The 23,316-nt window shown below is 44.6% G+C and carries 22 protein-coding genes; 16 read left to right on the top strand and 6 right to left on the bottom strand.

The annotated features are described in order from the left end of the window. Nucleotides 1–12: 12 nt before the first annotated feature. Complete coding sequence (nusB, locus tag BW716_RS15920; RefSeq protein WP_235643735.1) at nt 13–909, bottom strand: transcription antitermination factor NusB; 897 nt, start codon at nt 907–909, stop codon at nt 13–15. 355 nt (nt 910–1,264) lie between these two features. Here nusB and groES point away from each other — a divergent pair, with 355 nt between their 5' ends. The 4 genes from groES to BW716_RS15900 all read left to right on the top strand — a co-directional run bounded on the left by groES (nt 1,265) and on the right by BW716_RS15900 (nt 5,090). Further along, nucleotides 1,265–1,546, top strand: a complete 282-nt coding sequence (gene groES / locus BW716_RS15915) for a co-chaperone GroES (RefSeq protein WP_072356767.1) — start codon at nt 1,265–1,267, stop codon at nt 1,544–1,546. A 55-nt stretch (nt 1,547–1,601) separates the two neighbouring features. Further along, nucleotides 1,602–3,236 (top strand): chaperonin GroEL, encoded by a 1,635-nt coding sequence (gene groL, locus BW716_RS15910; RefSeq protein ID WP_083723736.1) that lies wholly within the window; start codon nt 1,602–1,604, stop codon nt 3,234–3,236. 317 nt (nt 3,237–3,553) lie between these two features. Then, complete coding sequence (locus tag BW716_RS15905) at nt 3,554–3,805, top strand: hypothetical protein (protein ID WP_083723734.1); 252 nt, start codon at nt 3,554–3,556, stop codon at nt 3,803–3,805. Next, nucleotides 3,780–5,090 (top strand): hypothetical protein, encoded by a 1,311-nt coding sequence (locus BW716_RS15900; protein ID WP_143708867.1) that lies wholly within the window; start codon nt 3,780–3,782, stop codon nt 5,088–5,090. The genes BW716_RS15905 and BW716_RS15900 overlap by 26 nt, the downstream gene beginning before the upstream one ends. Nucleotides 5,091–5,216: 126 nt before the next feature. Here BW716_RS15900 and BW716_RS15895 read toward each other — a convergent pair whose 3' ends face one another. Beyond that, nucleotides 5,217–6,002 carry a 2OG-Fe(II) oxygenase gene (locus BW716_RS15895; RefSeq protein WP_083723730.1) on the bottom strand — a complete coding sequence of 262 codons (786 nt, stop codon included), beginning with the start codon at nt 6,000–6,002 and terminating at the stop codon, nt 5,217–5,219. A 152-nt stretch (nt 6,003–6,154) separates the two neighbouring features. Between BW716_RS15895 and BW716_RS15890 the strand changes: the two genes are divergently transcribed. From BW716_RS15890 to BW716_RS15880, 3 genes are all read left to right on the top strand, one after another. Further along, nucleotides 6,155–6,640: an FKBP-type peptidyl-prolyl cis-trans isomerase gene (locus tag BW716_RS15890; RefSeq protein WP_083723728.1), complete on the top strand. Its 486-nt coding sequence runs from the start codon at nt 6,155–6,157 to the stop codon at nt 6,638–6,640. Nucleotides 6,641–6,677: 37 nt separating this feature from the next. Next, nucleotides 6,678–8,108 carry an L-serine ammonia-lyase gene (locus BW716_RS15885; RefSeq protein ID WP_083723726.1) on the top strand — a complete coding sequence of 477 codons (1,431 nt, stop codon included), beginning with the start codon at nt 6,678–6,680 and terminating at the stop codon, nt 8,106–8,108. A 299-nt stretch (nt 8,109–8,407) separates the two neighbouring features. Continuing rightward, on the top strand, nt 8,408–11,197 hold the full coding sequence (locus tag BW716_RS15880; RefSeq protein ID WP_083723724.1) for a hypothetical protein: 2,790 nt from the start codon (nt 8,408–8,410) through the stop codon (nt 11,195–11,197). A 313-nt stretch (nt 11,198–11,510) separates the two neighbouring features. Here BW716_RS15880 and BW716_RS15875 read toward each other — a convergent pair whose 3' ends face one another. From BW716_RS15875 to BW716_RS15865, 3 genes are read right to left on the bottom strand one after another with little or no spacing between them, the layout of a single operon-like run. Then, on the bottom strand, nt 11,511–12,008 hold the full coding sequence (locus BW716_RS15875) for a hypothetical protein (protein WP_083723722.1): 498 nt from the start codon (nt 12,006–12,008) through the stop codon (nt 11,511–11,513). A 58-nt stretch (nt 12,009–12,066) separates the two neighbouring features. Then, nucleotides 12,067–14,718, bottom strand: a complete 2,652-nt coding sequence (locus BW716_RS15870; RefSeq protein WP_083723720.1) for a valine--tRNA ligase — start codon at nt 14,716–14,718, stop codon at nt 12,067–12,069. A gap of 45 nt (nt 14,719–14,763) precedes the next feature. Continuing rightward, entirely contained in the window at nt 14,764–15,786 is a 1,023-nt protein-coding gene (locus BW716_RS15865) for a low specificity L-threonine aldolase (RefSeq protein ID WP_083723718.1), read from the bottom strand. Between the two features lie 328 nt (nt 15,787–16,114). Between BW716_RS15865 and BW716_RS15860 the strand changes: the two genes are divergently transcribed. The 8 genes from BW716_RS15860 to BW716_RS15825 all read left to right on the top strand — a co-directional run bounded on the left by BW716_RS15860 (nt 16,115) and on the right by BW716_RS15825 (nt 21,732). Then, complete coding sequence (locus BW716_RS15860; RefSeq protein WP_012793808.1) at nt 16,115–16,972, top strand: RNA polymerase sigma factor RpoD/SigA; 858 nt, start codon at nt 16,115–16,117, stop codon at nt 16,970–16,972. A gap of 167 nt (nt 16,973–17,139) precedes the next feature. Then, nucleotides 17,140–18,093, top strand: coding sequence for a thioredoxin-disulfide reductase (gene trxB / locus BW716_RS15855; RefSeq protein ID WP_083723716.1), 954 nt, complete (start codon nt 17,140–17,142; stop codon nt 18,091–18,093). A gap of 61 nt (nt 18,094–18,154) precedes the next feature. Next, nucleotides 18,155–18,505, top strand: a complete 351-nt coding sequence (locus tag BW716_RS15850) for a dihydroneopterin aldolase (RefSeq protein WP_179091158.1) — start codon at nt 18,155–18,157, stop codon at nt 18,503–18,505. Nucleotides 18,506–18,561: 56 nt separating this feature from the next. Next, entirely contained in the window at nt 18,562–19,317 is a 756-nt protein-coding gene (locus tag BW716_RS15845; protein ID WP_083723712.1) for a hypothetical protein, read from the top strand. A 69-nt stretch (nt 19,318–19,386) separates the two neighbouring features. Then, nucleotides 19,387–20,262: a DUF3822 family protein gene (locus tag BW716_RS15840; RefSeq protein ID WP_179091157.1), complete on the top strand. Its 876-nt coding sequence runs from the start codon at nt 19,387–19,389 to the stop codon at nt 20,260–20,262. Nucleotides 20,263–20,306: 44 nt separating this feature from the next. Further along, nucleotides 20,307–20,804 carry an RsmD family RNA methyltransferase gene (locus BW716_RS15835; protein WP_235643733.1) on the top strand — a complete coding sequence of 166 codons (498 nt, stop codon included), beginning with the start codon at nt 20,307–20,309 and terminating at the stop codon, nt 20,802–20,804. A gap of 7 nt (nt 20,805–20,811) precedes the next feature. Then, complete coding sequence (coaD, locus tag BW716_RS15830) at nt 20,812–21,282, top strand: pantetheine-phosphate adenylyltransferase (RefSeq protein ID WP_083723706.1); 471 nt, start codon at nt 20,812–20,814, stop codon at nt 21,280–21,282. Between the two features lie 18 nt (nt 21,283–21,300). Further along, complete coding sequence (locus BW716_RS15825) at nt 21,301–21,732, top strand: hotdog fold thioesterase (protein ID WP_083723704.1); 432 nt, start codon at nt 21,301–21,303, stop codon at nt 21,730–21,732. A 131-nt stretch (nt 21,733–21,863) separates the two neighbouring features. On the opposite strand, the gene BW716_RS38460 is transcribed toward BW716_RS15825, so the two are convergent. Then, nucleotides 21,864–22,490, bottom strand: coding sequence for an NUDIX hydrolase (locus BW716_RS38460; RefSeq protein ID WP_179091156.1), 627 nt, complete (start codon nt 22,488–22,490; stop codon nt 21,864–21,866). A 244-nt stretch (nt 22,491–22,734) separates the two neighbouring features. On the opposite strand from BW716_RS38460, the gene pyrE reads away from it, so the two are divergent. Further along, nucleotides 22,735–23,316 (top strand): orotate phosphoribosyltransferase (gene pyrE, locus BW716_RS15815; protein ID WP_083723700.1); only part of this gene is annotated, 582 nt, incomplete at its 3' end.

The following is a 23,316-nucleotide window of genomic DNA, read 5'->3' as shown; positions in this document are numbered from 1 at the left end:
GGTCAAAATTAGTTATTTTTTGTTACGGTCTATTTTCTTTATCTGGTGAGCCGCATCCAGGTCTTTCAGGATATTGTCCAGTATGCCGTTTACGAACTGTCCGCTTTGTGGCGTACTGTAGGCTTTGGCCAGATCAATATATTCGTTGATTGTTACCTTGGTAGGAATAGTTGGGAAGAAGAGGAATTCGCACACGCCCATTTCCATCAGCAGCATATCGACAGCGGCAATACGCTCAGGATCCCAGTTCTGCAATTTTGGCTTGATGAGTTCAAGGCAATAATCCTTCTTGTCCAGTACGGTCAGCAGGAGTTCTTTGGCATATTCCAGTTTTTCTCTGCTGATGAGCTGAAGGAAGTTGAACAGGTGAGGTTTGTGCATGTAGTTAGCAATGAGCAGGGACATCATCTCTGCGTCGTCGCCCCAGTGCAGGAAGGTATCTTCCATGTGCTGAAGGAAAAGTTCCTCTTTGCTAAGTATTTCCTTATAGATGTACTCGATAATTTCTCTTTCAACCTTTTTATCGCGGGAAGGTTCCTGGATATAAGTCTGATAGATTTCAGAAGCTACCAGGATGTGATATAGCTTACGCAGCATATCCTGTTCCGGAATGAGTTTGAGCTTCCCGGTTTCCAGGTTTACCTGGAATCCTTTATCATTAATAATCTGGAAAATGAACTCGTTGCCTGCAATTTTGGTGTTTACGGTCAGGTCTTCGGCTGAGGGAAGATGTTTAGAAGCACGTTGTTGTGCGTCTATTTCCGCATATTGCGCTACCTGAGTAAGGCAATATAGTAAATAGGTAAAGATCTGACTGGTCTGGTCCAACTTCTCGTTCAGTAAGCTGGTAGCCGTACCTGGCTTAATAGTACCTGGCTCCATCGTTTCCAGGGCATAAAGGGTTTGCATGACCTTTACCCGGATATTTCTTCTGCTAATCATCTTATAATCAAGAACTGTATGAGGGCGCAAAGCTATGTAAAAAAAGGGGTAATCGAACAGAGGGGGGTACATTTTACGTAACAGTCTGATAGGGCGAGTAAAAAGGTGGTTAACTTCAGGCAGGCTAACAGGCTTTTAATCTGGTAGTTACTCACATTTTAGAATGTTTTGTCAGTTTTTGCTGAAAAATTGGCATTTTTGTCAGGCCTGCATGGGAAGAAAAGCAGGTGTTCCTGAAAAAATGACCCGATCGGGGCCTTGGCACAATTATCGAGGATCAATGGTCAGAAAATCATCTTATCTTTTTAAAAAGTATAATTATATGGCAAAAGATTTAAGTATTAAACCCTTAGCTGACAGGGTGATTGTGAAACCCGCAGCAGCAGAAGAAAAGACCGCTGGTGGTATCATCATCCCGGATACTGCGAAAGAAAAACCACAGAGAGGTACTGTAGTAGCGGCTGGTCCCGGTAAAAAAGATGAGCCGGTAACTGTGAAAGTAGGTGATACTGTACTGTATGGTAAATATTCCGGTACAGAGATCAGTATTGAAGGTGGCGATTACTTAATCATGCGTGAGTCTGACATTTTAGCAATTGTTTAATCAATTGGCGCACACACAAAACAATCCGTAAAATTTAAAAAAATTCAAAGCTATTATGGCAAAGCAAATATTCTTTAACATCGAAGCCCGCAACAAAATGAAGAAGGGCGTTGATATTCTGGCAGATGCTGTTAAAGTAACCCTGGGCCCAAAAGGTCGTAACGTTGTTATTGAGAAAAAGTTTGGCGCACCTGGTCTGACTAAAGACGGTGTGACCGTGGCTAAAGAAATTGAACTGGAAGACCCAATTGAGAACATGGGTGCCCAAATGGTAAAGGAAGTTGCCTCTAAAACCGCAGATATTGCCGGTGATGGTACGACTACTGCAACCGTTCTGGCTCAGGCAATCATCAGCGAAGGTCTGAAGAACGTAGCTGCTGGTGCAAACCCAATGGATCTTAAACGTGGTATCGACAAGGCTGTTAAGGCTATCGTTGAGAACCTGGCAGGTCAGTCTGAAAAAGTTGGTAACGACATTCAGAAAATCGAGCAGGTTGCTGCTATCTCTGCAAACAACGACTTTACCATTGGTAAACTGATCGCTGAAGCAATGAGCAAAGTAACCAAAGACGGTGTAATCACTGTAGAAGAAGCGAAAGGTACTGACACTACTGTAGAAGTAGTAGAAGGTATGCAGTTTGACCGTGGTTATCTGTCTCCATATTTCATCACCAACAGCGAGAAAATGCACGCTGAGCTGCAGAATCCTTACATCCTGATCTACGACAAAAAGATCAGCACCCTGAAGGACATCCTGCACATCCTGGAAAAAATCGTTCAGAACGGCCAGCAACTGCTGATCATCTCTGAAGACCTGGAAGGTGAAGCACTGGCTACCCTGGTTGTAAACAAACTGCGTGGTCAGCTGAAAGTAGCTGCTGTAAAAGCTCCTGGTTTCGGTGACAGAAGAAAAGAAATGCTGCAGGATATCGCTACCCTGACCGGTGGTATCGTAATCAGCGAAGAACAAGGTTACAAGCTGGAAAATGCTGACCTGAGCTACCTCGGTCGTGCAGAATCCGTAACTATCGATAAAGACAATACTACCGTTGTAGGTGGTAGAGGCGAAAAAGAAGCTATCCAGGCTCGCATCAATCAGATCAAAGCTCAGATCGAAGTAACTACTTCTGACTATGATCGTGAAAAACTGCAGGAACGTCTGGCTAAGCTGAGCGGCGGTGTTGCTGTACTGTACGTAGGTGCTGCTACCGAAGTTGAGATGAAAGAGAAGAAAGACCGTGTTGACGATGCACTGCATGCTACCCGTGCGGCTGTTGAAGAAGGTATCGTACCAGGTGGTGGTGTTGCTTACATCCGCGCTATCGAGTCTCTGGAAAGCCTGAAAGTAGAGAACGAAGATGAGCAGACTGGTATCGCAATCGTTAAACGTGCGATTGAAGAGCCTCTGCGTCAGATCACTGCTAACGCAGGTATCGAAGGTTCTATCGTAGTTCAGAAAGTGAAAGAAGGTAAAGGTGACTTTGGCTTCAACGCTCGTACTGAAGTTTACGAAAACCTGCTGGCTGCTGGTGTAATCGACCCTGCTAAGGTGACTCGTATAGCACTGGAAAATGCTGCGTCTATTGCTGGTATGCTGCTGACCACTGAGTGTGTGATTGCAGATAAGCCAGAGCCTAAATCCGCAGCTCCTGCAATGCCAGGTGGTCACGGTATGGGTATGGATTACTAATATTGGTAATTAATTATAAAGAGGAAGCTGTCTCATTTAATTGAGGCGGCTTCTTTTTTTTATGGGGAGAAGGTGGTTTTGGGAGGGGGATGGGTGTTTTATGGGGGGAGGGTTTGGAGGTTTTTGTGAAGATAGGGTTGGTGTTATGAAGGTATGGGTGGTGTGGGCTTCTTTGTTTTGTGTGTGGCTTCTTTTTATGAGGGTATGGGTGGTTTTTATGAAGGTATGATTGGTTTTGTAAGGTTATATTTGTTTTTATAAGGGTATACCTGGCCCACAGTTGTCTATCTATCAGATACAATTACCCACTTTCGCAATTGAAAGCAATTATTACCAATACAGATGTACTAGCAGTTTACTTCAACGAATATTTTGAGGTATTATACCGATATGCTTACACTATTCTGAGAGATAGCGACGATGCAAAAGATGCCGACCTTGCACGGCTCCGGATTTCCAGTGTGTTTGACAATAAGCGGTTGGAGTATGTGCCGGATGTTATTATTTCTACACTTAATTTAAATTATACTTACCTGAATTCTGATGAAATATCTATTGAAGCAGAATAGTAACTTCCTGCTATACTGTACTGTAATGATCCTGTCCAATCTGCCGTTGTATGCCCAATTAACTCAACGTGTTATTACTATTACCCAACCCTCGATGGATATACCTGAGCTGGCAAAGGCGATAGTTGCCCAGACGGGGGTGGAGTATTCATTGAATATGCAGAATAAGTCGTTGAAGAAAAGTGTACATCTGAAAGCTGGAAAATGGAAGCTCGAGGATGTGATGAGGGAGGTGCAGCAGCAAGTGGGGTTGGAGTATAAGATATTGGGGGATCATATTTTATTTACGGATTATAAGCCTGTGAAGAAGGTGAATGGAGGGCAAGGGGGGAAGTCTACAGCTAATGGGATGCCCCGGGAAGCATTGTCTGGGGCTGTGAAAAGGGAGGCGAGAGGTATGCAAAGGGGGGCTGGAGGTGCGAAAAATGAATCGGGAACTGTGAAAAGGGGAGTGATAGTTGCGAAAAGTGAGACAGGAACTGTGAAAAAGAGGGTGGTAGTTGTGAAAAGTGAGTTGGTCATTTCGAAAAGCAGGGAGGTAGTTACGATAGGTGAGTCGATAGCTGCTAAAAGTGTATCGACACCTGCTGAAAGCCCGATGATACCTGGTTATCCGGCTTATGTTTTAAGCCCGATTCATGTTGATTACAACATCACACCGTCACCGACTGCACCATATGTGAAACCACGGCATATGGTAATCAATGAGCGGAAAGTGAGTGACACAAAAGAAGCTTCGCCGAAAAACGAAAGACGACATGTTGTGCTACCACATTTGTGGGCGCCGCCGCTGGCTGAAGCAGGACTTACTGCAAATGACATTGTATATCTCAATGCCAGTGTGAAGGCCGGCATACAGTATTTTTATGGTATCGCAACATTGGGCGTTGCTTCCAGAGGAATGCGGTTCAGATATGGAGCTGGTGTGCGTTTCCCGCTGGATGAATATACTGCATTGCATGCAGAGTTTACCACTGGTGCGCTATCAAGGAAATCTATAGATACGATGCCGCAGGGAGGAATGTTGCGCGAACGGATGAATTCTTACGGTGTGTCGTGGTCGAAGACGGTCCGCCCTCGTTTGAATCTGCAGGTGGAAGTGAATTATTCAACATTGAAAAAGTCGAATGATTCAACTGTGAATAAGGTGAATATGGAAACACATTATTATGGATATGGTACTCCTGTCTATAATGCGAAGATTGGCGGGAATGGGGACTATTATGAATTAAATACGTGGATAGGCGTTCGGGTATCCTTGTTTTATAATTTAAGAAGGAAATAGATTGTAGCACAGTTTAAGGAGGGGATAAATGGTCGTATTATTTAAGACGAGAACGTAATTCTTAACAAGAGAATAAGATGTAGCACTGCTTTGATCGCAGGCGACAGCAGTGCTACAGTAAATCTTTTACCTGGAAAAAGTTCTCAATAAAACCGGCGGTACCCAGTCTCTTAATGTTTGCTTCAAAGTACTTTTAGCATCTTCTTTTCTTAATTTAAATATGGTGCTATGGCTCGCAGTAGTTTCTTCTAATGGCCTGCCATTGGTATAATAATATAATGCTATTGATTTTCGGGTACGGTTTTCAGGACACATTAACGGATCAGGATGTCCATGATAGGAATGCGAAGTCGTTGAAAAGATAGCCATCCTGTTATATAAAGGCAGGATCTTTACCATTGACTTTTCCATATCCTTGTCCCACAACTCCAAATGCCCTCCATAGGATTCTTCCCATTCCTTATTTAAATAAATAAGCACATTCAATCTTCTGTCAAGCCCGGTATTAGGATGCTTGTTAAAGTCTGCATGCACTTTCAACATACCACCACGTTTAATCATATGGAGGCCACCTCCTTCCAGGTATGGGTCGGGCAATAATCCGGGGATGCCTGTGAGGGTTTCTAAAAAATCAATAAAAGATCTTGAATTGAGCATATGAATAAAATGCCGGGTAAAATCCCCGAAATCCTGTTCATTTTTCGCTGCGAGTTTTACTTCTTTGTTATTATTAAACTGCTGCCAGTGGGCCTGTTTGGTGGTGGGAAACTCTTCCAGAATTGTTTCTAATGCCAGATCTGGAAATACATTATCAAGATAAATGTGAGGAAATGGTGCTGCAGTAGTATACTTTTTACGGTTTAGCGTTGCAATCGCTTGCAATTGATTTGTGTCAGGCTTAAAATAAATCATAAAAAAGTTGTTTTATACTCTTTAGACATTTGCCGGATATTTATACCCTTATAGCATATTTTCAGCTGCCGGTGGGTATATTTCGTCGATACCGGGTCATCTTTTACCGACAGGCTTTGTAACTTTGCATAAGCATATGCCGTTATATAAACATGAAGATATTTTTACAATCTATACTTTTCTTACTGTGCCTATCTGCCTGTTCTGCGTCGGCAGACGATGATATATATTCCAATGATCCATCCAGTATTGGCTCACAGGAATATGCTATACAATCTTATATTTCCACTCATGGCCTGACCATGAAAAGAGACTCCAATGGCTTGTACTACAAAATCATGGATATGGGTGACTCTACTCAAATAATGAACCTCAATAATATACCTACCCTCATTTATACCCGTAGCAACCTGCAAGACACGCTGCTGGATGCCAGTTTCGGTTCTACCGACTTCGACGGCCGCCAGCTAAAAGATCACATCGCCGGCTGGCAGATTGGTCTTCGCAAAATAGGCAAAGGCGGCACTATCTTCATGATCATACCCAGCCGCCTTGGATTTGGCGACGTATCCGTAGGCAGTATTATTCCCGCTAATACCGTACTGGTGTGCACCGTACAACTAGTAGATTTTAAATGATTGTAGGAATGCATTAATTTTGGTGAAATTACTACTAGTGGCACACGAATGCATATCCGTTTTTGATATTTTCAAAATAGGCGTCGGTCCTTCCAGCTCTCACACTTTAGGCCCCTGGCGGGCTGCATTACAATTCCTTGCCGAACTGAAAAAAGCAGGCCGGACAATTTCCGAAGTACAGCATGTAAGCGTTTTATTGTATGGTTCCCTGGCTAAAACCGGTCATGGGCATGGTACTGACATTGCTGTACAGCTGGGACTTTGTGGCGATGATCCCGTAACCTTCGATGTCAATAAGATCAATGAGAAAACGGACGACATCCGCCGCAGCAAAACCATGTTGCTGGGTGGTGAAAAATTAGTCGCATTCGACCCATTGGAAGATATTAGCTTCCTCTACGAAGAATCGCTCCCTTTTCATCCCAACGCACTTACTTTCTTAGTCACTTTTGAAGATGGCGGTCAGCAGGCAGCTACTTATTATTCTATTGGAGGTGGCTTTGTAGTGAAAGAAGGAGAGGTGGCAGGCGCTGCTTCGCAGGTGGATCTGCCTTTCCCTATCGATACAGCCCGTCAGTTGTTGCAGTTTTGTATCAAGACGGGATATTCCATTTCTGAACTGGTCATGGAGAATGAACTCGCCTGGAGATCGGAAGCAGCTACCCGGGAAGGGGTGCTGAATATATGGCGGGTTATGAAAGAATGCACTTACCGTGGCATTCATACCGCCGGCGAACTTCCCGGTGGATTGCGCGTAGCCCGCAGAGCTGCTGCGCTGAATAAGAAATTGCTAAAAGGTAATACCTATACTGATTACGATAGTTGGATGATGGCCATCCGTCAGGGTGGTAACCATTTTGCTTATACGCTTGACTGGGTGAGCTGTTTTGCGCTGGCGGTGAATGAGGAAAATGCGTCCTTTGGCCGTGTGGTGACAGCACCTACGAATGGTGCAGCAGGGGTAATTCCAGCTGTGTTGCAATACTTCATTATTTTTTGTGATGGCTATTCTGAAGACAAAATCCTTCAGTTTATACTTACTGCTTCCGAAATAGGTAGTATTTTCAAAAAACGTTCTACTATCTCAGCGGCCATGGGTGGTTGTCAGGCAGAAATTGGCGTCTCTTCTGCAATGGCAGCAGCAGCATTGACAGAGTGTCTTGGAGGCTCTCAGCGGCAGGTATTGATGGCTGCGGAAATAGCTATGGAGCACCATCTGGGGCTTACCTGTGATCCGATTGGCGGTTTGGTACAGATACCTTGTATTGAGCGGAATACCATGGGGGCGATTAAGGCTATTACTGCTTCGCAGTTAGCTTTACAGAGTAACCCTGAACTGGCCAAGGTATCGCTGGATGCGGTGGTGAAGACCATGTGGGAAACGGCACTGGATATGAATAGTAAATATAAGGAGACCTCTGATGGCGGGCTGGCGGTGAATATTCCGATTAGTTTGCCGGAGTGTTGATGTAGTGAGAAATTATCCTGCGGTAGCTATGAATATTAAATATATGGAAACCTCTGATGGCGGGCTGGCGGTGAATATTCCGATTAGTTTACCGGAGTGCTGATGGCGGGAGGAATTGTCCTGCGGAGGTAAGAAAAGATCTTTTAATTTTTAATATAGGGATTGGTTTTGCCAGCAGGTACAACCAATCCTTTTTTTATGGATTGTTTAATTTGCCTGCGGCAGACCTTATCCCGGCGAAAGGTCGCATGGCGTAACGCAATAATTATGTATATTGTCAGGCTATACCTACAAATGTTATGAGATTATTCGCGTATCTCTTCCTGTTACTTTTTCCTGTCAGCCTGTTTGCCCAGGTATTTGGCGGAAACCCACCTTCGTTGAAATGGCACCAGATCAATACGGACACTGTTCGTGTGATCTTCCCCGCAGGTCTTGAAAAAGAAGGCCGCCGGGTAGCCAACATTGTCAATTACCTGGATGCCAATACCCGTGGTTCGATTGGTAACAGAAAGATGAAGGTGAACATCGTTCTGCAGAATCAAACCCTGGAATCTAATGGCTATGTGGCACTGGGGCCTTTCCGCTCAGAGTTTTACCTGACACCTCCGCCCAATCCTGATCTCGGTTCCCTGAAATGGGAAGAGCAGTTGTCCATTCACGAATACCGGCACGTTTTACAGAACAGCAATTTTGATCAGGGAGCGAGTAAAGTCGTTTCTTATGTATTCGGTCAAATGGGACTGGCAGCAGCTACCAGCATCGCTGTACCCAACTGGTTCTGGGAAGGGGATGCCGTCACAATGGAAACAGCACTCAGCAATCAGGGGAGAGGCAGACTACCTTCTTTCTTTGATGGCTTCCGCGCTTTGTCTTTAGAAAAGAGAAACTATTCTTTTATGAAGGTGCGGAATGGTTCTTATGTAGACTATACACCGAATCATTACCCGCTGGGTTACCTCATGAGTATGTACGGCCGCGAACACTATGGTCGTATGTTCTGGAAAGACATTACCACCGATGCCGTTCGGTACAGAGGTCTGTTTTATCCCATGAGTCATAGTCTGAAAAAACATACAGGCAAAAACGTGGTAGGGTTCTATCACAATATGTTGAATGAATATGAGTCACAATGGAATACTTATGCAAAAGATTCCGCTGTTCCCGGCGCACCTTTGATGATTGCTCCGCGCACTGTGACTGACTATAAATACATTTATACCGTAAGACCCGGTCAGTGGATCGTTTACAAATCTTCTTACAAAACAGTACCTGGTTTTTACCTGATCGACAGCACGGGTGGTCAGTCTTTGCTGACAAGACCGGGTATTCAGTTTGACGATTATTTCGGGTATAAAAATGGTCGCCTGGTCTGGACAGAAGCCCGCTACGATCCTCGTTGGGGATGGAAAGATTATTCTGTCATCAAACTATATGACCGTGAAACCGGTACGAAAAAAACACTGACGCGCGGTACCCGTTATTTCTCTCCTGATATCAGTGCAGATGGTAAAAAGATCATCGCGGCTTACACGTTGTCTTCACAGGCATTCGGTTTACAATTGCTGGATGCATCAGATGGCAAAGTCATTGCTACTTTACCCAATCCACAAAACTGGTATTACACTTATCCCAAATTCTCTGCGGATGAACAAAGTGTGATCAGTGCGGTACGCAATGCAAAAGGGGAGATGGCTATGATCAAACAATCACTCAGCAGTGGTGAAACAGAATTGCTCACGCCATTCAGCTTTAACATGCTCAGCATTCCGAATGTTCAGCATGATACCATCTACTACACGGCCAGCTATAAAGACGTAGATAATATATACGCCCTCACCCTTGCTGACAAACAGATACACCAGGTCACCAATCATGACAACGGTGTACTGCATGCTACTGTAGAAGAGAGGGGCGTTGTATTTAGTGGGTTTACATCCAGAGGTTATCAGTTATATACCGATAGCATTAGCTGGAAACCAGTAGATGCCAGCTTAAATTATCACAGTAGCTGGCTCAGGCCTGACTTCCAGGAAGGTGGTAATATCCTCTCCACCGTGCCTGACAAGGATTACACCATTACAAAATACAGGAAGAGTACGAAGTTGATCAACCTGCATAGCTGGTTACCGACCTTCGATGATCCTGATTATAGTCTGACGATTTATGGGGATAATATCCTGAATACAGCGTCTACCAGTTTAGGATATACTTACAACAGGAATGAAGGGAGTTCTGCCATTACAGGCAACTTCATTTATGGTGCGCTCTTCCCATATCTGCAGGCAGGTGTTACGTATACTTTTAACCGCTCGGACCTGTATGCGAACAGAGGGAGATTGTATTGGAATGAAATGGATGTACATGGGGGGATTACAATACCATTGAATCTGTCTAAGGGGATGTATAGCCGTAGTATTTCCTTTGCTTCCACATACCATTATCTGGAAAGGTATCCGCAGGGTAATTTCAAATTCCTGCATCCTTCTTTACAGTACATTGGTAATTCATTTGTATTCTACAATGCAAGGATCAAAGCGACACAGAACCTGTTCACACACTTTGGTCAGTATTTAGTGCTCTCTTACAATCATTCTCTTGACAATCTTTTCGCAGAGCAGTTCTATGGCAAATTTGACCTGTACTTACCTGGTTTGAGTCAGAACCATAACCTGATTTTGCAGGCCGCATTCCAGCAGCGGGATACCATGAGGAATTATTCATTCTCTGACAATTTCGCTTATGCAAGAGGGTATAATACGCCGTATTATAAGTGGGTGTATAAATTGGGTGTGAACTATCATTTCCCGATTGTTTATCCTGACTGGGGTTTTGGGCAGATGCTTTACCTGATGCGGGTGAGGGCGAACTTATTTTATGATTATAGTAAGTCTTATAACTATCTCAATAATTCACATAGCCAGTTTACATCAGCTGGTACGGAGGTGTTCTTTGATACGAAGATTGGGAATGTGTTGCCTTTCTCTTTTGGGTTTAGGTATAGCAGGTTGTTTGATAAGGATCCGGCAGATAATGCGAAGGATAGGTTTACGTTTATTATTCCGCTACAACAGTTATTTAATTACTAATTCTATACTGTTTCTATACTCGGTCTATACTCGTTCTATACTCGTTCTATACTATTTCTATACTCATTCTATACTGCTAAAAGGCTGCTAGCATACTACTTGTATACTTAAATAATGAAAAGAGCGTGTATCAAAAGTAAGATACACGCTCTTTTCATTCGGATACCTGATGGCGCCAGGTTTCCATGTATGCTATTCTAAGGAGGTTCATTTATTTTTCATACATCCTGTTTCATTCGGGTACCTGATGGAGTCAGATTCCATTTTATGCGTTTTTCAGGAGTTTCATTTATTTATGATGCCCCCTCTTCTCTTATCTTACAATAAATTGCAATTTCGGTACTCTGTACAATTTATCGCCTGTATAATTCACGATAATATTATCAAAGTAAAATACTTCTCCTTTATCCAGCATCTCCTTAATTCTTGTGACCCACAGTGCAGGCAGTTTATCTCCTTTAAAACTATCACCTACATACTCCGTATAGATACCCGGTTTACCTGTAGAATCATTCAGGTAATATTCCTTATTCTCATAAGTAAAATCAAACGATACCACTGGATATTTCACATTTTTCTCGTCTCTTACCACAAGTGCAGAATCCAGTAATTTCACGATCTCCGGACGGGGAACGCTATCACTCAGAAAAATGCCCCAGGTACTTCTGAAACGTAATTTAGTATTGGTAGTAGTCGCTTTAGTTGCCGCCGGTTTTTTGGCAGGCGTAGCCTTTGGTTTTCCTGACTGTGCATACAGTGAGAAAACAGACATGACAACGAGGATACCTGATAGTATAAGGTGTTTGTGCATAGTACTGAAGGGTATAAAAAAATCGCCCGGAGAATTAACGTCCGGGCGATGTCTAAAATTATAAGGATTTTAAACTTTCCGTAATGGCGGCAATCTTTGCTTCGGCATCAGCTTTCTTTCTGCGTTCCAGCTCAACTGCTTCCGGCTTGGCATTCTGTACAAATTTTTCATTGCTTAGCTTTTTGTCTACAGAGGCAAGGAAGCCCTCGTTGTAGGCCAGGTCTTTCAGCAATGTTTCTTTCTGAGTAGCAGGATCGAGTGTTGTTTCCGTTTCAAGGTAGAACTTATCCTTCTGTATTACCAGCGCAATACAGCCACTTACAGGTGCATTCACATAACTGATCGCTTTTGCATTTACCTGCTTGATCAGCATGTCTTCAATTTGTTTGAAGGATTTCTGTTGTGCAGTATCGATGTGCAATGCAATCGGATCTTTTGGCTTGATCTGGTTCTTAGCACGGGCATCGCGGATGCTGGTGATCACTTCTTTGGCCAGTTCGCCCTGTGCCAGGATGTTGGCATCAACGGCAGCAGGTGTTGCATATTGTTTTATCGTCAGGTCGTCTCCGGCTTCGCGGGTAGCGAGGAGCTGGTAGATCTCTTCCGTTACAAATGGCAGGAACGGATGTGCTAATTGCATCAGTTCTTCGAAGAAGTAAACCGTCTTTGTATAGATAGCCGCATCAATTGGCTGTTCGAAACCAGGTTTCACCCATTCCAGGTACCAGCTGCAGAAGTCGTTCCAGATCAGGTGGTTACAGATCAGGTTCAGGGCTTCGCTCAGTTTGAAGTCCTTGAACAGGTCGATCACCTGTGATTTTACTTCATTCAGTCTGTTTTCAAACCAGTTGACTGCAAAGTGAGCTTCTTCGCTGGAGCTGGCGCCTTCAGCCACACGACCTTCCCACATTTTTACCAGTTTCAGGGCGTTCCAGATCTTGTTATTGAAGTTACGTCCCTGTTCACAGCTTGAATCGTCAAACAGCAGGTCATTGCCGGCAGGGGAGGCGATCATGATACCGAAGCGAACGGCATCAGCACCAAAGCGGTCGATGAGTTCCAGCAGGTCCGGGGAGTTACCCAGTTGCTTACTCATCTTACGACCCAGTTTATCACGCACCATACCGGTGAAGTATACATCACCGAAAGGCTTTTCATTTTTATATTCCAGACCTGCCATGATCATACGTGCCACCCAGAAGAAGATGATATCCTGACCGGTTACCAGTACGTTAGTAGGGTAGTAGTAGTTGATCTCTTCGTTGTTAGGGTTGGAAACGCCGTTGAACACTTCCATTGGCCAGAGCCAGCTGGAGAACCAGGTATCCAGGCAGTCTTCATCCTGGCGGAGGTCTTCCGCTTTTACTGCCACACCTTTTGCTTTGAACTGCGCGACAGCGTTGTCAAGGCTGGTAGCCACTTCAAAAGTACCATCCGGTGCATAGTAAGAAGGAATGCGCTGTCCCCACCAGAGCTGACGGGAGATACACCAGTCCTTTACATTTTCCATCCAGTATTTGTAAGTCGCCATGAAGCGATCGCCGGGGTGGATCTTCACATCACCGTTTACAACTGCATCGAGGGCAGGTTTTGACAGTTCTGCCATCTTCACGAACCACTGGGTACTGATACGGGGTTCAACTACAGTGTCCGGGTTACGTTCGCTGTAGCCGAGGCGGGTAGTATATTCCTGTTCTTTTACCAGCAGGCCCTGATCTGCGAGGGCAGCCACCACGAGCTTACGTGCTTTGAAGCGGTCTTCGCCGATGAATACGCCGGCAGCAACGCTGAGGGTACCGTCGTCATTGAGGGTATCAACAACTTCGAGGTTGTGTTTCAGGCCCAGGTTGTAGTCATTGATATCGTGTGCGGGTGTTACTTTCAGTGCACCGGTACCAAATTCCTTGTCAACGTAAGTATCGAAGATGATGGGTACACGACGGTTGATCAGCGGAACAACAGCGAAGTGGCCGATCAGGTGTTTGTAGCGTTCATCGTCAGGGTTTACGCAGATAGCGGTATCGCCCATGATGGTTTCAGGACGTTGGGTTGCGATGGTGATAGATTCGCCGGTGAGGTTACCATCGCCATCTTCCAATGCATATTGTACATGGTACAGTTTACCCTGCAGGTCTTTGTACAGTACTTCTTCGTCACTGAGTGCGGTTTTAGCTTTAGGGTCCCAGTTGATCATACGGGCCCCCCTGTATATTTTACCTTTATTATAGAGGTCTACGAATACTTTGATCACTGCTTCATAGTAGTGGTCATCCATGGTGAAGGTGACACGATCCCAGTCGCAGGAGCAGCCGAGTTTTTTGATCTGGCTGTAAATGATACCGCCATATTTTTCCTTCCACTCGAAAGCGTGTTTCAGGAATTCCTCGCGGGTGAGTTGTGATTTTTCGATGCCCTTTTCAGTTTTGAGCATGTTTACCACTTTGGCTTCTGTGGCAATGGAAGCATGGTCGGAACCGGGCACCCAGCAGGCATTAAAGCCACTCATGCGGGCACGGCGTACCAGAATATCCTGTACAGTTTCGTTCAGTGTATGTCCCATATGCAGGACGCCGGTGACGTTTGGCGGAGGTATTACAACGGTAAAAGGAGGGCGGTTGTCCGGTTTACTACGGAAATACCCTTTGTCCATCCAGTGTTGGTACCACTTGCCTTCAACTGAAGCAGGTGTATAATTTTTAGAAAGTTCCATGCTAACGATATATCTGATTATATAAGAGTGTGCAAAAATAAGAGATTATTCCATTTCGGCTATTACAGCGCAGGTTTTTGCTACCATAACAGGTGAGATGTCGAGGTGGGTGACCATCCGGACCGCGGTATCAGATACAGGGTTGAGCAGAATTTCTTCTTTTTTCAGGTAATCGCAAAAAAGACGGGGAGTCCAGTCGTGGCCTACCAGGTCAAAGCTGATAATGTTAGTTTCCACTGGCAGCATATGGCCTACGAAGGATTTTTTGAGTAGTTCCCCGGCGATGTCTTTTGCATGCAGGTGATCTTGTGCTAACCTTTCAATATGGTGTTCCATGGCATAAATACCTGTAGCTGCCATAAAGCCTGCCTGGCGCATACCGCCACCGATCCTTTTGCGAACCCGGCGGGCTTTGCGGATAAAATCGGTGCTACCTATTAAAACGGAACCAATTGGGCAACCCATTCCTTTATTCAGGCATACTGACAGACTGTCAAATATTTCCCCATAGGTGGCAGGGTTTTCCCCGGTTGCAACGAGTGCATTGAAGAGCCGGGCACCGTCCAGGTGGAGTTTGAGGTTATTTTGAAGGCAGACTTCTTTGATCCTGACAATTTCTTCCATGTCATAACAGCATCCGCCGCCACGGTTCATGGTATTTTCGAGGCAAACGAGGCTGGTAGCGGCTTTGTGCACATCGTCAGGGTTGATGGCTGCCAATACGTCGGAGGCAGCAATCATGCCTCTGTCACCTTCCAAAGGGCGGCTCTGGGCGCCGGAAGTGGCAGCGATACCGCCGCCTTCGTAGATATAGATGTGTGCTAAGTTGCTGTGAATCACCTCATCACCTGGTTGGGTATGTACCTTGATCGCGATCTGGTTACTCATGGTGCCGGTAGGGCAGAACAGGGCGGCTTCTTTTCCAAAATAGGCAGCCATCATGGCTTCTAATTTATTCACTGAAGGGTCTTCTCCGTATACATCATCTCCGGTGGTTGCAGTGTACATGGCATCAAGCATGGCGGGCGTTGGGCGGGTAAAAGTGTCGCTCCTGAAGTCAATTATCATTATTGAAGAATTTGCAATCTATTGAAGAATAAATTAGTGAAGTTATTAATTTGAATGAGATTCTTTTTCAAACGTTAAAATTTATATAAACCATTAAAAATACCTACTAAAGGGCTATAAACTTTCGTTTATATAAAGTACTTTGTTATACGAATGGTGAGGCAAAAGAAGAATTTGGCAGTGTGGGGTATTAGCACGATCTTTGCAGGCTAATTTGTTATAACGAGAGTAGAGATAGGTGGAATAGATTGTAAGATATATATTTTACTAATTTCAACAAAATAAATCTTCTCGTGTTATCTATTTTATAAACTAATACACTTTCAATATGAGGCAACTTAAAATTGCCACCCAGATCACGAACCGTGATTCGCAGGCGGTAGAAAAATACCTGCAGGAAATTTCAAAGATCCCTTTGTTAACACCTGAGGAAGAGACTGTATTGGCGCAACGTATCAAAATGGGCGACCAAAAGGCTCTTGAACGTTTAACTACAGGAAACCTGCGTTTCGTTGTATCAGTTGCAAAGCAATATCAGCACCAGGGCTTAAGCCTGAGCGACCTCATTAATGAGGGCAATTTAGGGTTGATCAAAGCTGCGCAAAGGTTCGATGAAACGAAAGGGTTTAAATTCATCTCCTATGCTGTGTGGTGGATTCGTCAATCCATCCTGCAAGCTTTAGCAGAACAAGGACGTCTTGTGCGTCTGCCGCAAAATAAGATCGGCACTTACAATAAAGCGAACAAAGCCTACATGGCATTTGAGCAGGAGAACGAGAGAGAGCCATCAACAGAGGAGTTAGCAGAGATCCTGGAAATGTCTGAATCAGAAATTAACAATATCTTCCAAAGCAATACCCGTCACATGTCACTCGATGCACCAGTACACGAGGCAGAGGACGTAGCAATGGGTGACCTGCTGGAAGGTGGAGATATTACTGATGATGACGTAATGCGAGATTCACTTCGTGAAGAGATTCGTCGTGTTCTGAAATCACTCAGCCCACGCGAAGCAGAGATTGTGAATGCTTATTTTGGTCTGGATGGGGAAAATGGAGCAACGATCGAGCAAATCGGTCAGAAGTACGACCTTACAAAAGAAAGGATTCGTCAAATTAAAGAACGCGCCATCAAGAGGCTGCAAAAGGCCCGCTACAGTGGAGCGCTCAAATCTTATCTGGGATAATAGTAAAGTGTGCACAGAGGATCTCTGTCGTCAATATTATAAATCTATTATGTCTATAACTGCACCGGCTGTAATCTTTATAGCCGGTGTTTTTTATTATATAAGTAAGTGTACCTTTGCAAGTCAAATGAATTTCGAGCCACACTTTATTAATTTACATAGCAAGTATGGAAACTAATCAACAGCAAGAGCATGTGCATTTATTGATCATAGGTTCTGGCCCGGCAGGTTACACCGCTGCCATTTATGCGGCCCGCGCAAACCTGAAGCCAGTGCTTTACCAGGGTATTCAACCTGGTGGTCAATTGACAATAACAACAGAAGTAGAAAACTATCCGGGTTATCCTGAAGGTATTCAGGGGCCTGAGATGATGGTGGATTTTGAAAAGCAAGCGACCCGTATGGGTGCTGATATCCGTTATGGCCTTGCCACTTCCGTAGATTTCAGTAGTCAGCCGTATAAAATTACGATCGACGAATCTAAAGTGATTACTGCCGATGTGGTGATCATTGCGACCGGTGCTTCTGCAAAATGGCTGGGTCTCCCTTCCGAGCAGCGCCTGAACGGTAGTGGTGTTTCTGCCTGTGCCGTATGTGATGGATTCTTTTTCCGTGGTAAGGAAGTAGCGATCGTTGGTGCCGGTGATACTGCTGCTGAAGAGGCGCTGTACCTGTCCAAAATGTGCTCTAACGTACACATGATCGTTCGCCGTCATGAAATGAGGGCTTCCAAAGTGATGCAGGACCGCGTACTCAAGACTTCCAATATCATGGTATACTGGAATTCTGAAACCCAGGAAGTACTGGGCGATAACAAGGTAGAAGCTGTAAAACTGCTGAATACCGCGAAGAACGAAGAGCAGACGATCCCTGTCAGCGCTTTCTTCGTAGCTATTGGTCACCAGCCAAACTCCGACATCTTCAAAGATTACCTGGAGCTGGATGAACAAGGTTATATTAAAACGATCCCAGGATCTTCCAGAACTAACCTGGAGGGTGTATTTGCCTGCGGAGACGTTCAGGATAAAATTTACCGTCAGGCAGTAACAGCTGCAGGTAGTGGTTGTATGGCTGCCCTGGATGCTGAAAGATATTTATCTGCGAAGGAACACCAGGCGTAATTATATTATTATTGAACAAGCCAGCCGGATGCGAGTCCGGTTGGTTTTTTTATTTTTTCCCATGCTGACAATCGGACTCGAGCAAGTACATTTTCATGCTTTCCATGGTCTTTACCCTGAAGAAAAGATCATCGGGAACGACTTTATTATTGACGTGTATGTAACGATACCAGGTGTCTCTCCAATCGACAAGATTTCAGAAACCGTTAATTACCAGGGCTTACTAAATGTGATTAAGCCCATTATGGAAATTCCACAGCCCCTGCTGGAGCAGGTAGTGTATGCTATAACCGATGCTATCAAGCATAAGTATCCCGAAGTACAGAAAACAGTTATTTCTTTACGCAAAATGAACCCTCCGATGGGTGCTTCCGTACGTAATTCTATCGTTTCCCTGGAAAAGACTTATTAAAATCCACCCGGATTTTAATAAATTTATTTATTTTACTATATGAAAAACACCTTCCTATGTTGAATAAAGCACTGGTACTTGCTTTTATACTACTCATTCAGGGGATTGCGTATGGACAAACGGCCGATGAAATGATTGATCAGGCCCGGGCACTGGAAAAACAGATGAAAGAGGCGCCGGCACTCGGCCTTTACAAAGATGTGCTGAAAATTCAACCTGATAATGTTATTGCCCTTATAGGGGCCAGCGAGATCTGTAGCCGGGTAGGCTATCGTGTGACAGACAAGGACGAGAAATTAAAGAACTATAACGATGCCAAGACCTATGCCGAGCAGGCTGTAAGACTGGCGCCGGAAAATGCTGATGCCAATTATGTGATGGCAGTAGCCATGGGCCGGCAGGCACTGATAGCGGGTGCTAAAGAAAAAGTAACTGCTGCCAGAGAGGTAAAGCGGTATGCTGAACTGGCCATTAAGTTTAATCCTAACTATGCGAAGGCCTACCTGGTATTGGGAAGATGGAACTATGAAATGGTGAATCTGAGCACGCTGGAAAAAACGGCTGCGAAGCTACTGTTTGGTGGATTGCCGGAAGGCACCCTGCAACAGGCTATTATTAATTACGAAAAGTGTCGAAAGCTGGACCCCTCCATTGTGCTGAATTACTTTGAACTTGCCAAAGCCTATAAGGATAATGATGAGCAGGACAAATGCATTGAAGTGCTGAAGAAAGCCGTGGGCCTGCGAAATGTATACCTGGACGATGCGAATATTAAGGTGGAATGCAGGAAGATGCTCGACGCATTGCAGTAGCCCGATTACTACATGGGGCTAAAAGTCGCTATTTTTGGTTATTATTGTGCCATATCTAATGTATTAATAATGTCTGTGACGTATAACATACATCCTGCTTTTGCCGCGGATGATGCATCGCTGCTTGAAACAGACCTCACTACCTGTCAGTTGCTGGTATTGGTGGGGAAGGGCTCCTTTAATTACGTGGTATACAACCCGGCTGCCAGGAAGTTTCTGGCACTGAAGTCGTACCGCTTCACGCCCCAGAAAGCCACGATAGCGGATATCGAGGTTATAGAACAGATATTTGATACAGATAAGCTACTTTTTACCAACTTTAGCGATGTATTGCTGGCATTTGACGGGGGCAACAGCACCCTGGTGCCTGAAGTGCATTTTGACTCTGCCATCAAAAAAGACTACCTGCACCTGATCTACCCTGAACAGGCACAGGAACTGATTATGGCTGATACGGTCTCCGACCAGCAGATGGTCAATGTCTATTCTGTAGATAAAGACCTGTTTGGGTTCCTGCGCAAAGAGTTTTCTACCGACAAGTTCGCGCATGTGAATACCGGGCTGCTGAAGGGCTATCGTTTTGACAATGACTACTTAGAACTGAATGGGATCGTTTACCTTGATATTCAGCAACATAAATTTACATTGACTGTTTACCGTTTCGGCAAATTGTTATTGCAAACCGAGATGAATTCCCAAACCGGTCTGGACGTGGTATATCACCTGATCAATACCATTCGCCAGGCAGGATTGGATGAATCGCAGGTAAAAGTGAAAGTAGGAGGGCCTGTGACGCCGGATTCCCAGATCTATGAGGAACTGCACCGCTTTGTTCCAAAACTGGAATGGGTACCTCGTCTTACAGGTTTCTGGTACATTAATAAAATGGAAGAAATTCCTGGTTATTACTTCAACAATCTTTATTCCCTGGCATTATGCGTATAATTGGAGGAGAGAAGGGGGGATTACGATTTCAACCACCCGCAAACATGCCTCATACCAGGCCCACCACAGATATAGCAAAAGGTGGCCTGTTCAATATCATTGAAAATAACCTGGACCTGCCTTCGCTGAAGACGCTGGATATCTTTGGTGGCACCGGTAGCATCAGTTATGAGCTGAACTCACGTGGCGTAGAAGATCTGACAATCGTGGAGAAGGACAATGAGATGGCAGACTTTATTAAAAGAACAGCAAAAGAACTGAATGTTCCCCTGAAGCTGTATAAAATGGATGTGTTCCAGTACCTGAAGCAATGTACGGAGAAGTACAACTTCATTTTTGCCGGCCCCCCATATGCACTTACCACTATCGACCAGTTACCTCTTTTGATTTTTGAAAAGGAACTGCTGGAACCTGAAGGTTGGTTTGTGCTGGAACATACTCCCCGTAATAATTACAAATCGTATCCGTACTACCGGGATGAAAGGAATTATGGGACTACCATTTTCTCCATTTTCATTAACCGGCCGGAACTGAAGAAATAATTACAACATGCAACGCATTGCTTTATTTCCTGGCACATTTGATCCTATTACATTGGGTCATACTGATATAATAGATCGCGCCCTGGACCTGTTCGACGAGATTGTAATCGGTATCGGTACCAATTCCAGCAAGACACCCATGTTCAGCCTTGAACAACGTATTCAGTGGATTAAAGACATTTATGTTCAGACCCCAAAGGTAAAGGTACACACCTATGCCGGGTTGACGGCTAAGTACTGTGAGGAGATCGGCGCCCGGTTCATATTAAGAGGGATCCGAGGTGTTGTGGATTTTGAGTATGAAAAGGCGATTGCAGATGTAAACAGGATGATGGATCCTAAACTGGAGACTGTATTTTTGAGTTGTACACCGAAGTATTCTACGATAGCCTCTTCCCTGGTACGGGATGTGCTAAAATATGGGGGAGATGCAACGCCACTTTTGCCTGAGCAGGTGTTAAAACATATTAATCGATAACTATTAATCAGAACAGCAATGAAACCGATCTGGCGTTCTTTAAATATATCCCTTGACCAGTTGAATGAGAATGGGGAGAACACGATGGCTGCTTTTCTTGGCATGGAGTTTACAGAGATTGGGCCTGATTATCTGCGGATGATGATGCCGGTGAATGAACGTACCCGTCAGCCATATGGTTTATTGCATGGAGGTGCTTCGGTAGCGCTTGCTGAGACGGTGGGGAGTGTGGCTTCGGCACTGATAATAGATCCTGAAACTCAGATATGTGTTGGGTTGGATATTAATGCTAATCATATCAGGGGGATGAAAGAGGGGTATGTGCATGCGATAGCGAGGCCTTTGCATCTTGGGGCGACCACGCATGTGTGGGATATAAAGATTTGTGATGAGCATAATAAGTTGGTATGTATAAGTCGCCTTACGGTGGCGATACGGGATAAAAGATAAGGCGATATGCTATAAAGATAAAAAGACGGGTCTCCCCGTCTTTTTATCTTTATAGTTATTTATATCGGTTATCTCTTTTATACAGGTTATTTCTTTTATATCGTTTATCTCTTTTATATCATTTATCTTTTTTATACAGCATAACCATCCTGCTTAAAGACAGCGATGATATTCAGGTAGGAGAACCTGAGGTATTTGCCCAGGTGTTCAGGTTTGATCCATTGAATATCGATAATGCCTTCTTCGATCTGAGGAATGGTCAGTTCTGTACCGGTAAACTTCATTTTATACCAGTAGGTGTGTTTTAGTATTTTCTTTTCCTTGTAGGTGTAATAGTGAAAGGTCTCCGTGATCTTGTGTTCGATGTGCACATTGTGTAGCCCTGTTTCTTCCCTTACTTCTCTTAAAGCGCAGGTTTCGAGACTTTCTCCTTCGTCAAGTTTGCCTTTTGGCAGGTCCCATTTATCGTTTCTGAACATCATGAGGACTTCTTCTTCCGGGTTGGTAATGAGGCCGCCGCCGGCTACGAGTACGGTGAAGTAGCCTTTGATGGTTTCCAGGAGTTCATGTGGGTCCGGATGAATGAAGATGGCAGAAGGGGATTTTCCTGTTTCCAGGGCTTGTAAGGTTTCTTCTATTGTGTTTGTATCTGGTTCCGTGAACAGGGCTGCTTCCTTGTATTCGGCTGGTATGGCCTGATGGGTGGCAAGGATGAACAGCGGGCGTTCGTTGAGGTAAATAACAGTATCCTTTTGCATGGGGCAAAAATAAGGAATAGGGGGTAATAAATTGAAGGGGATAGATTTTGACAAATATAATTGGCAAGGGGGAACAAAAAATTGAGATTTATATGAAATCATTATACGAAACCCTGCAAAAATAAGGGCATTGGTGTAATTGGATAGCCGTAATAGACTGTGAAAGAGCTTGTTAGCAATGGGGTGTCAAAAAATGTGGGCATTACACTTAATTATTACACTTAATTCCGCAATTTTGCGAATTATGAGTAAGATCAGCGAAAAACAGGTAGCAGAAAAACTGCTCCAGATACAAGCCGTTAAGTTAAGTCCGGCAGCCCCTTTCACCTGGGCATCCGGTTGGAAATCACCCATTTATTGCGATAATCGTAAGATCCTCTCTTACCCTTATGTACGCGACTACGTGAAATCGGAGCTGTGCAATGTGGTGTTCGAGACATTTCCTGAAGCTGCGGTACTGGCAGGTGTAGCCACTGGTGGTATTCCGTTGGGTGCACTGGTCGCTGACCAGCTGAAGCTGCCTTTCATTTATGTGCGGGCGAAAGCAAAGGAACATGGTATGGGTAACCTCATAGAAGGGGTATTGCAGCCAGGCCAGCCTGTGGTTGTGGTAGAAGACCTGATCTCGACTGGAAAGAGCAGTCTCGAGGCGGTGAACGCCATCCGTGCAGCAGGAGGGGAGGTAATCGGTATGGTTTCCATCTTTAACTATGGTTTTGACATAGCTGTGAAGGCATTTGAAGCTGCCGGAGTACCTTTTTACTCCCTGAGTAATTATGGTGCGCTGATTGAACTGGCTGCTGAGAAAGGCGTGGTATCCGGCGAT

The organism is [Flexibacter] sp. ATCC 35208 (assembly GCF_001975825.1).
In the GTDB taxonomy this organism is placed as follows: Bacteria; Bacteroidota; Bacteroidia; order Chitinophagales; family Chitinophagaceae; genus Chitinophaga.
Note: the sequence above shows the minus strand (reverse complement) of the source record. Positions and strands in the feature narration are given on the sequence as shown.

Excerpts from the sequence above, each read along its gene's own strand:
- trxB (WP_083723716.1), top strand. The coding sequence starts at position 17,140 with ATGGAAACTAATCAACAGCAAGAGCATGTGCATTTATTGATCATAGGT.
- BW716_RS15840 (WP_179091157.1), top strand. The coding sequence starts at position 19,387 with ATGTCTGTGACGTATAACATACATCCTGCTTTTGCCGCGGATGATGCA.
- BW716_RS15825 (WP_083723704.1), top strand. The coding sequence starts at position 21,301 with ATGAAACCGATCTGGCGTTCTTTAAATATATCCCTTGACCAGTTGAAT.
- BW716_RS15875 (WP_083723722.1), bottom strand. The coding sequence starts at position 12,008 with ATGCACAAACACCTTATACTATCAGGTATCCTCGTTGTCATGTCTGTT.
- BW716_RS15860 (WP_012793808.1), top strand. The coding sequence starts at position 16,115 with ATGAGGCAACTTAAAATTGCCACCCAGATCACGAACCGTGATTCGCAG.
- BW716_RS15890 (WP_083723728.1), top strand. The coding sequence starts at position 6,155 with ATGAAGATATTTTTACAATCTATACTTTTCTTACTGTGCCTATCTGCC.
- BW716_RS15880 (WP_083723724.1), top strand. The coding sequence starts at position 8,408 with ATGAGATTATTCGCGTATCTCTTCCTGTTACTTTTTCCTGTCAGCCTG.
- BW716_RS15835 (WP_235643733.1), top strand. The coding sequence starts at position 20,307 with ATGCCTCATACCAGGCCCACCACAGATATAGCAAAAGGTGGCCTGTTC.
- BW716_RS15870 (WP_083723720.1), bottom strand. The coding sequence starts at position 14,718 with ATGGAACTTTCTAAAAATTATACACCTGCTTCAGTTGAAGGCAAGTGG.
- nusB (WP_235643735.1), bottom strand. The coding sequence starts at position 909 with ATGCAAACCCTTTATGCCCTGGAAACGATGGAGCCAGGTACTATTAAG.
- BW716_RS38460 (WP_179091156.1), bottom strand. The coding sequence starts at position 22,490 with ATGCAAAAGGATACTGTTATTTACCTCAACGAACGCCCGCTGTTCATC.
- BW716_RS15895 (WP_083723730.1), bottom strand. The coding sequence starts at position 6,002 with ATGATTTATTTTAAGCCTGACACAAATCAATTGCAAGCGATTGCAACG.
- BW716_RS15850 (WP_179091158.1), top strand. The coding sequence starts at position 18,155 with ATGCTGACAATCGGACTCGAGCAAGTACATTTTCATGCTTTCCATGGT.
- BW716_RS15865 (WP_083723718.1), bottom strand. The coding sequence starts at position 15,786 with ATGATAATTGACTTCAGGAGCGACACTTTTACCCGCCCAACGCCCGCC.
- coaD (WP_083723706.1), top strand. The coding sequence starts at position 20,812 with ATGCAACGCATTGCTTTATTTCCTGGCACATTTGATCCTATTACATTG.
- BW716_RS15900 (WP_143708867.1), top strand. The coding sequence starts at position 3,780 with ATGAAATATCTATTGAAGCAGAATAGTAACTTCCTGCTATACTGTACT.
- groL (WP_083723736.1), top strand. The coding sequence starts at position 1,602 with ATGGCAAAGCAAATATTCTTTAACATCGAAGCCCGCAACAAAATGAAG.
- BW716_RS15845 (WP_083723712.1), top strand. The coding sequence starts at position 18,562 with ATGTTGAATAAAGCACTGGTACTTGCTTTTATACTACTCATTCAGGGG.
- groES (WP_072356767.1), top strand. The coding sequence starts at position 1,265 with ATGGCAAAAGATTTAAGTATTAAACCCTTAGCTGACAGGGTGATTGTG.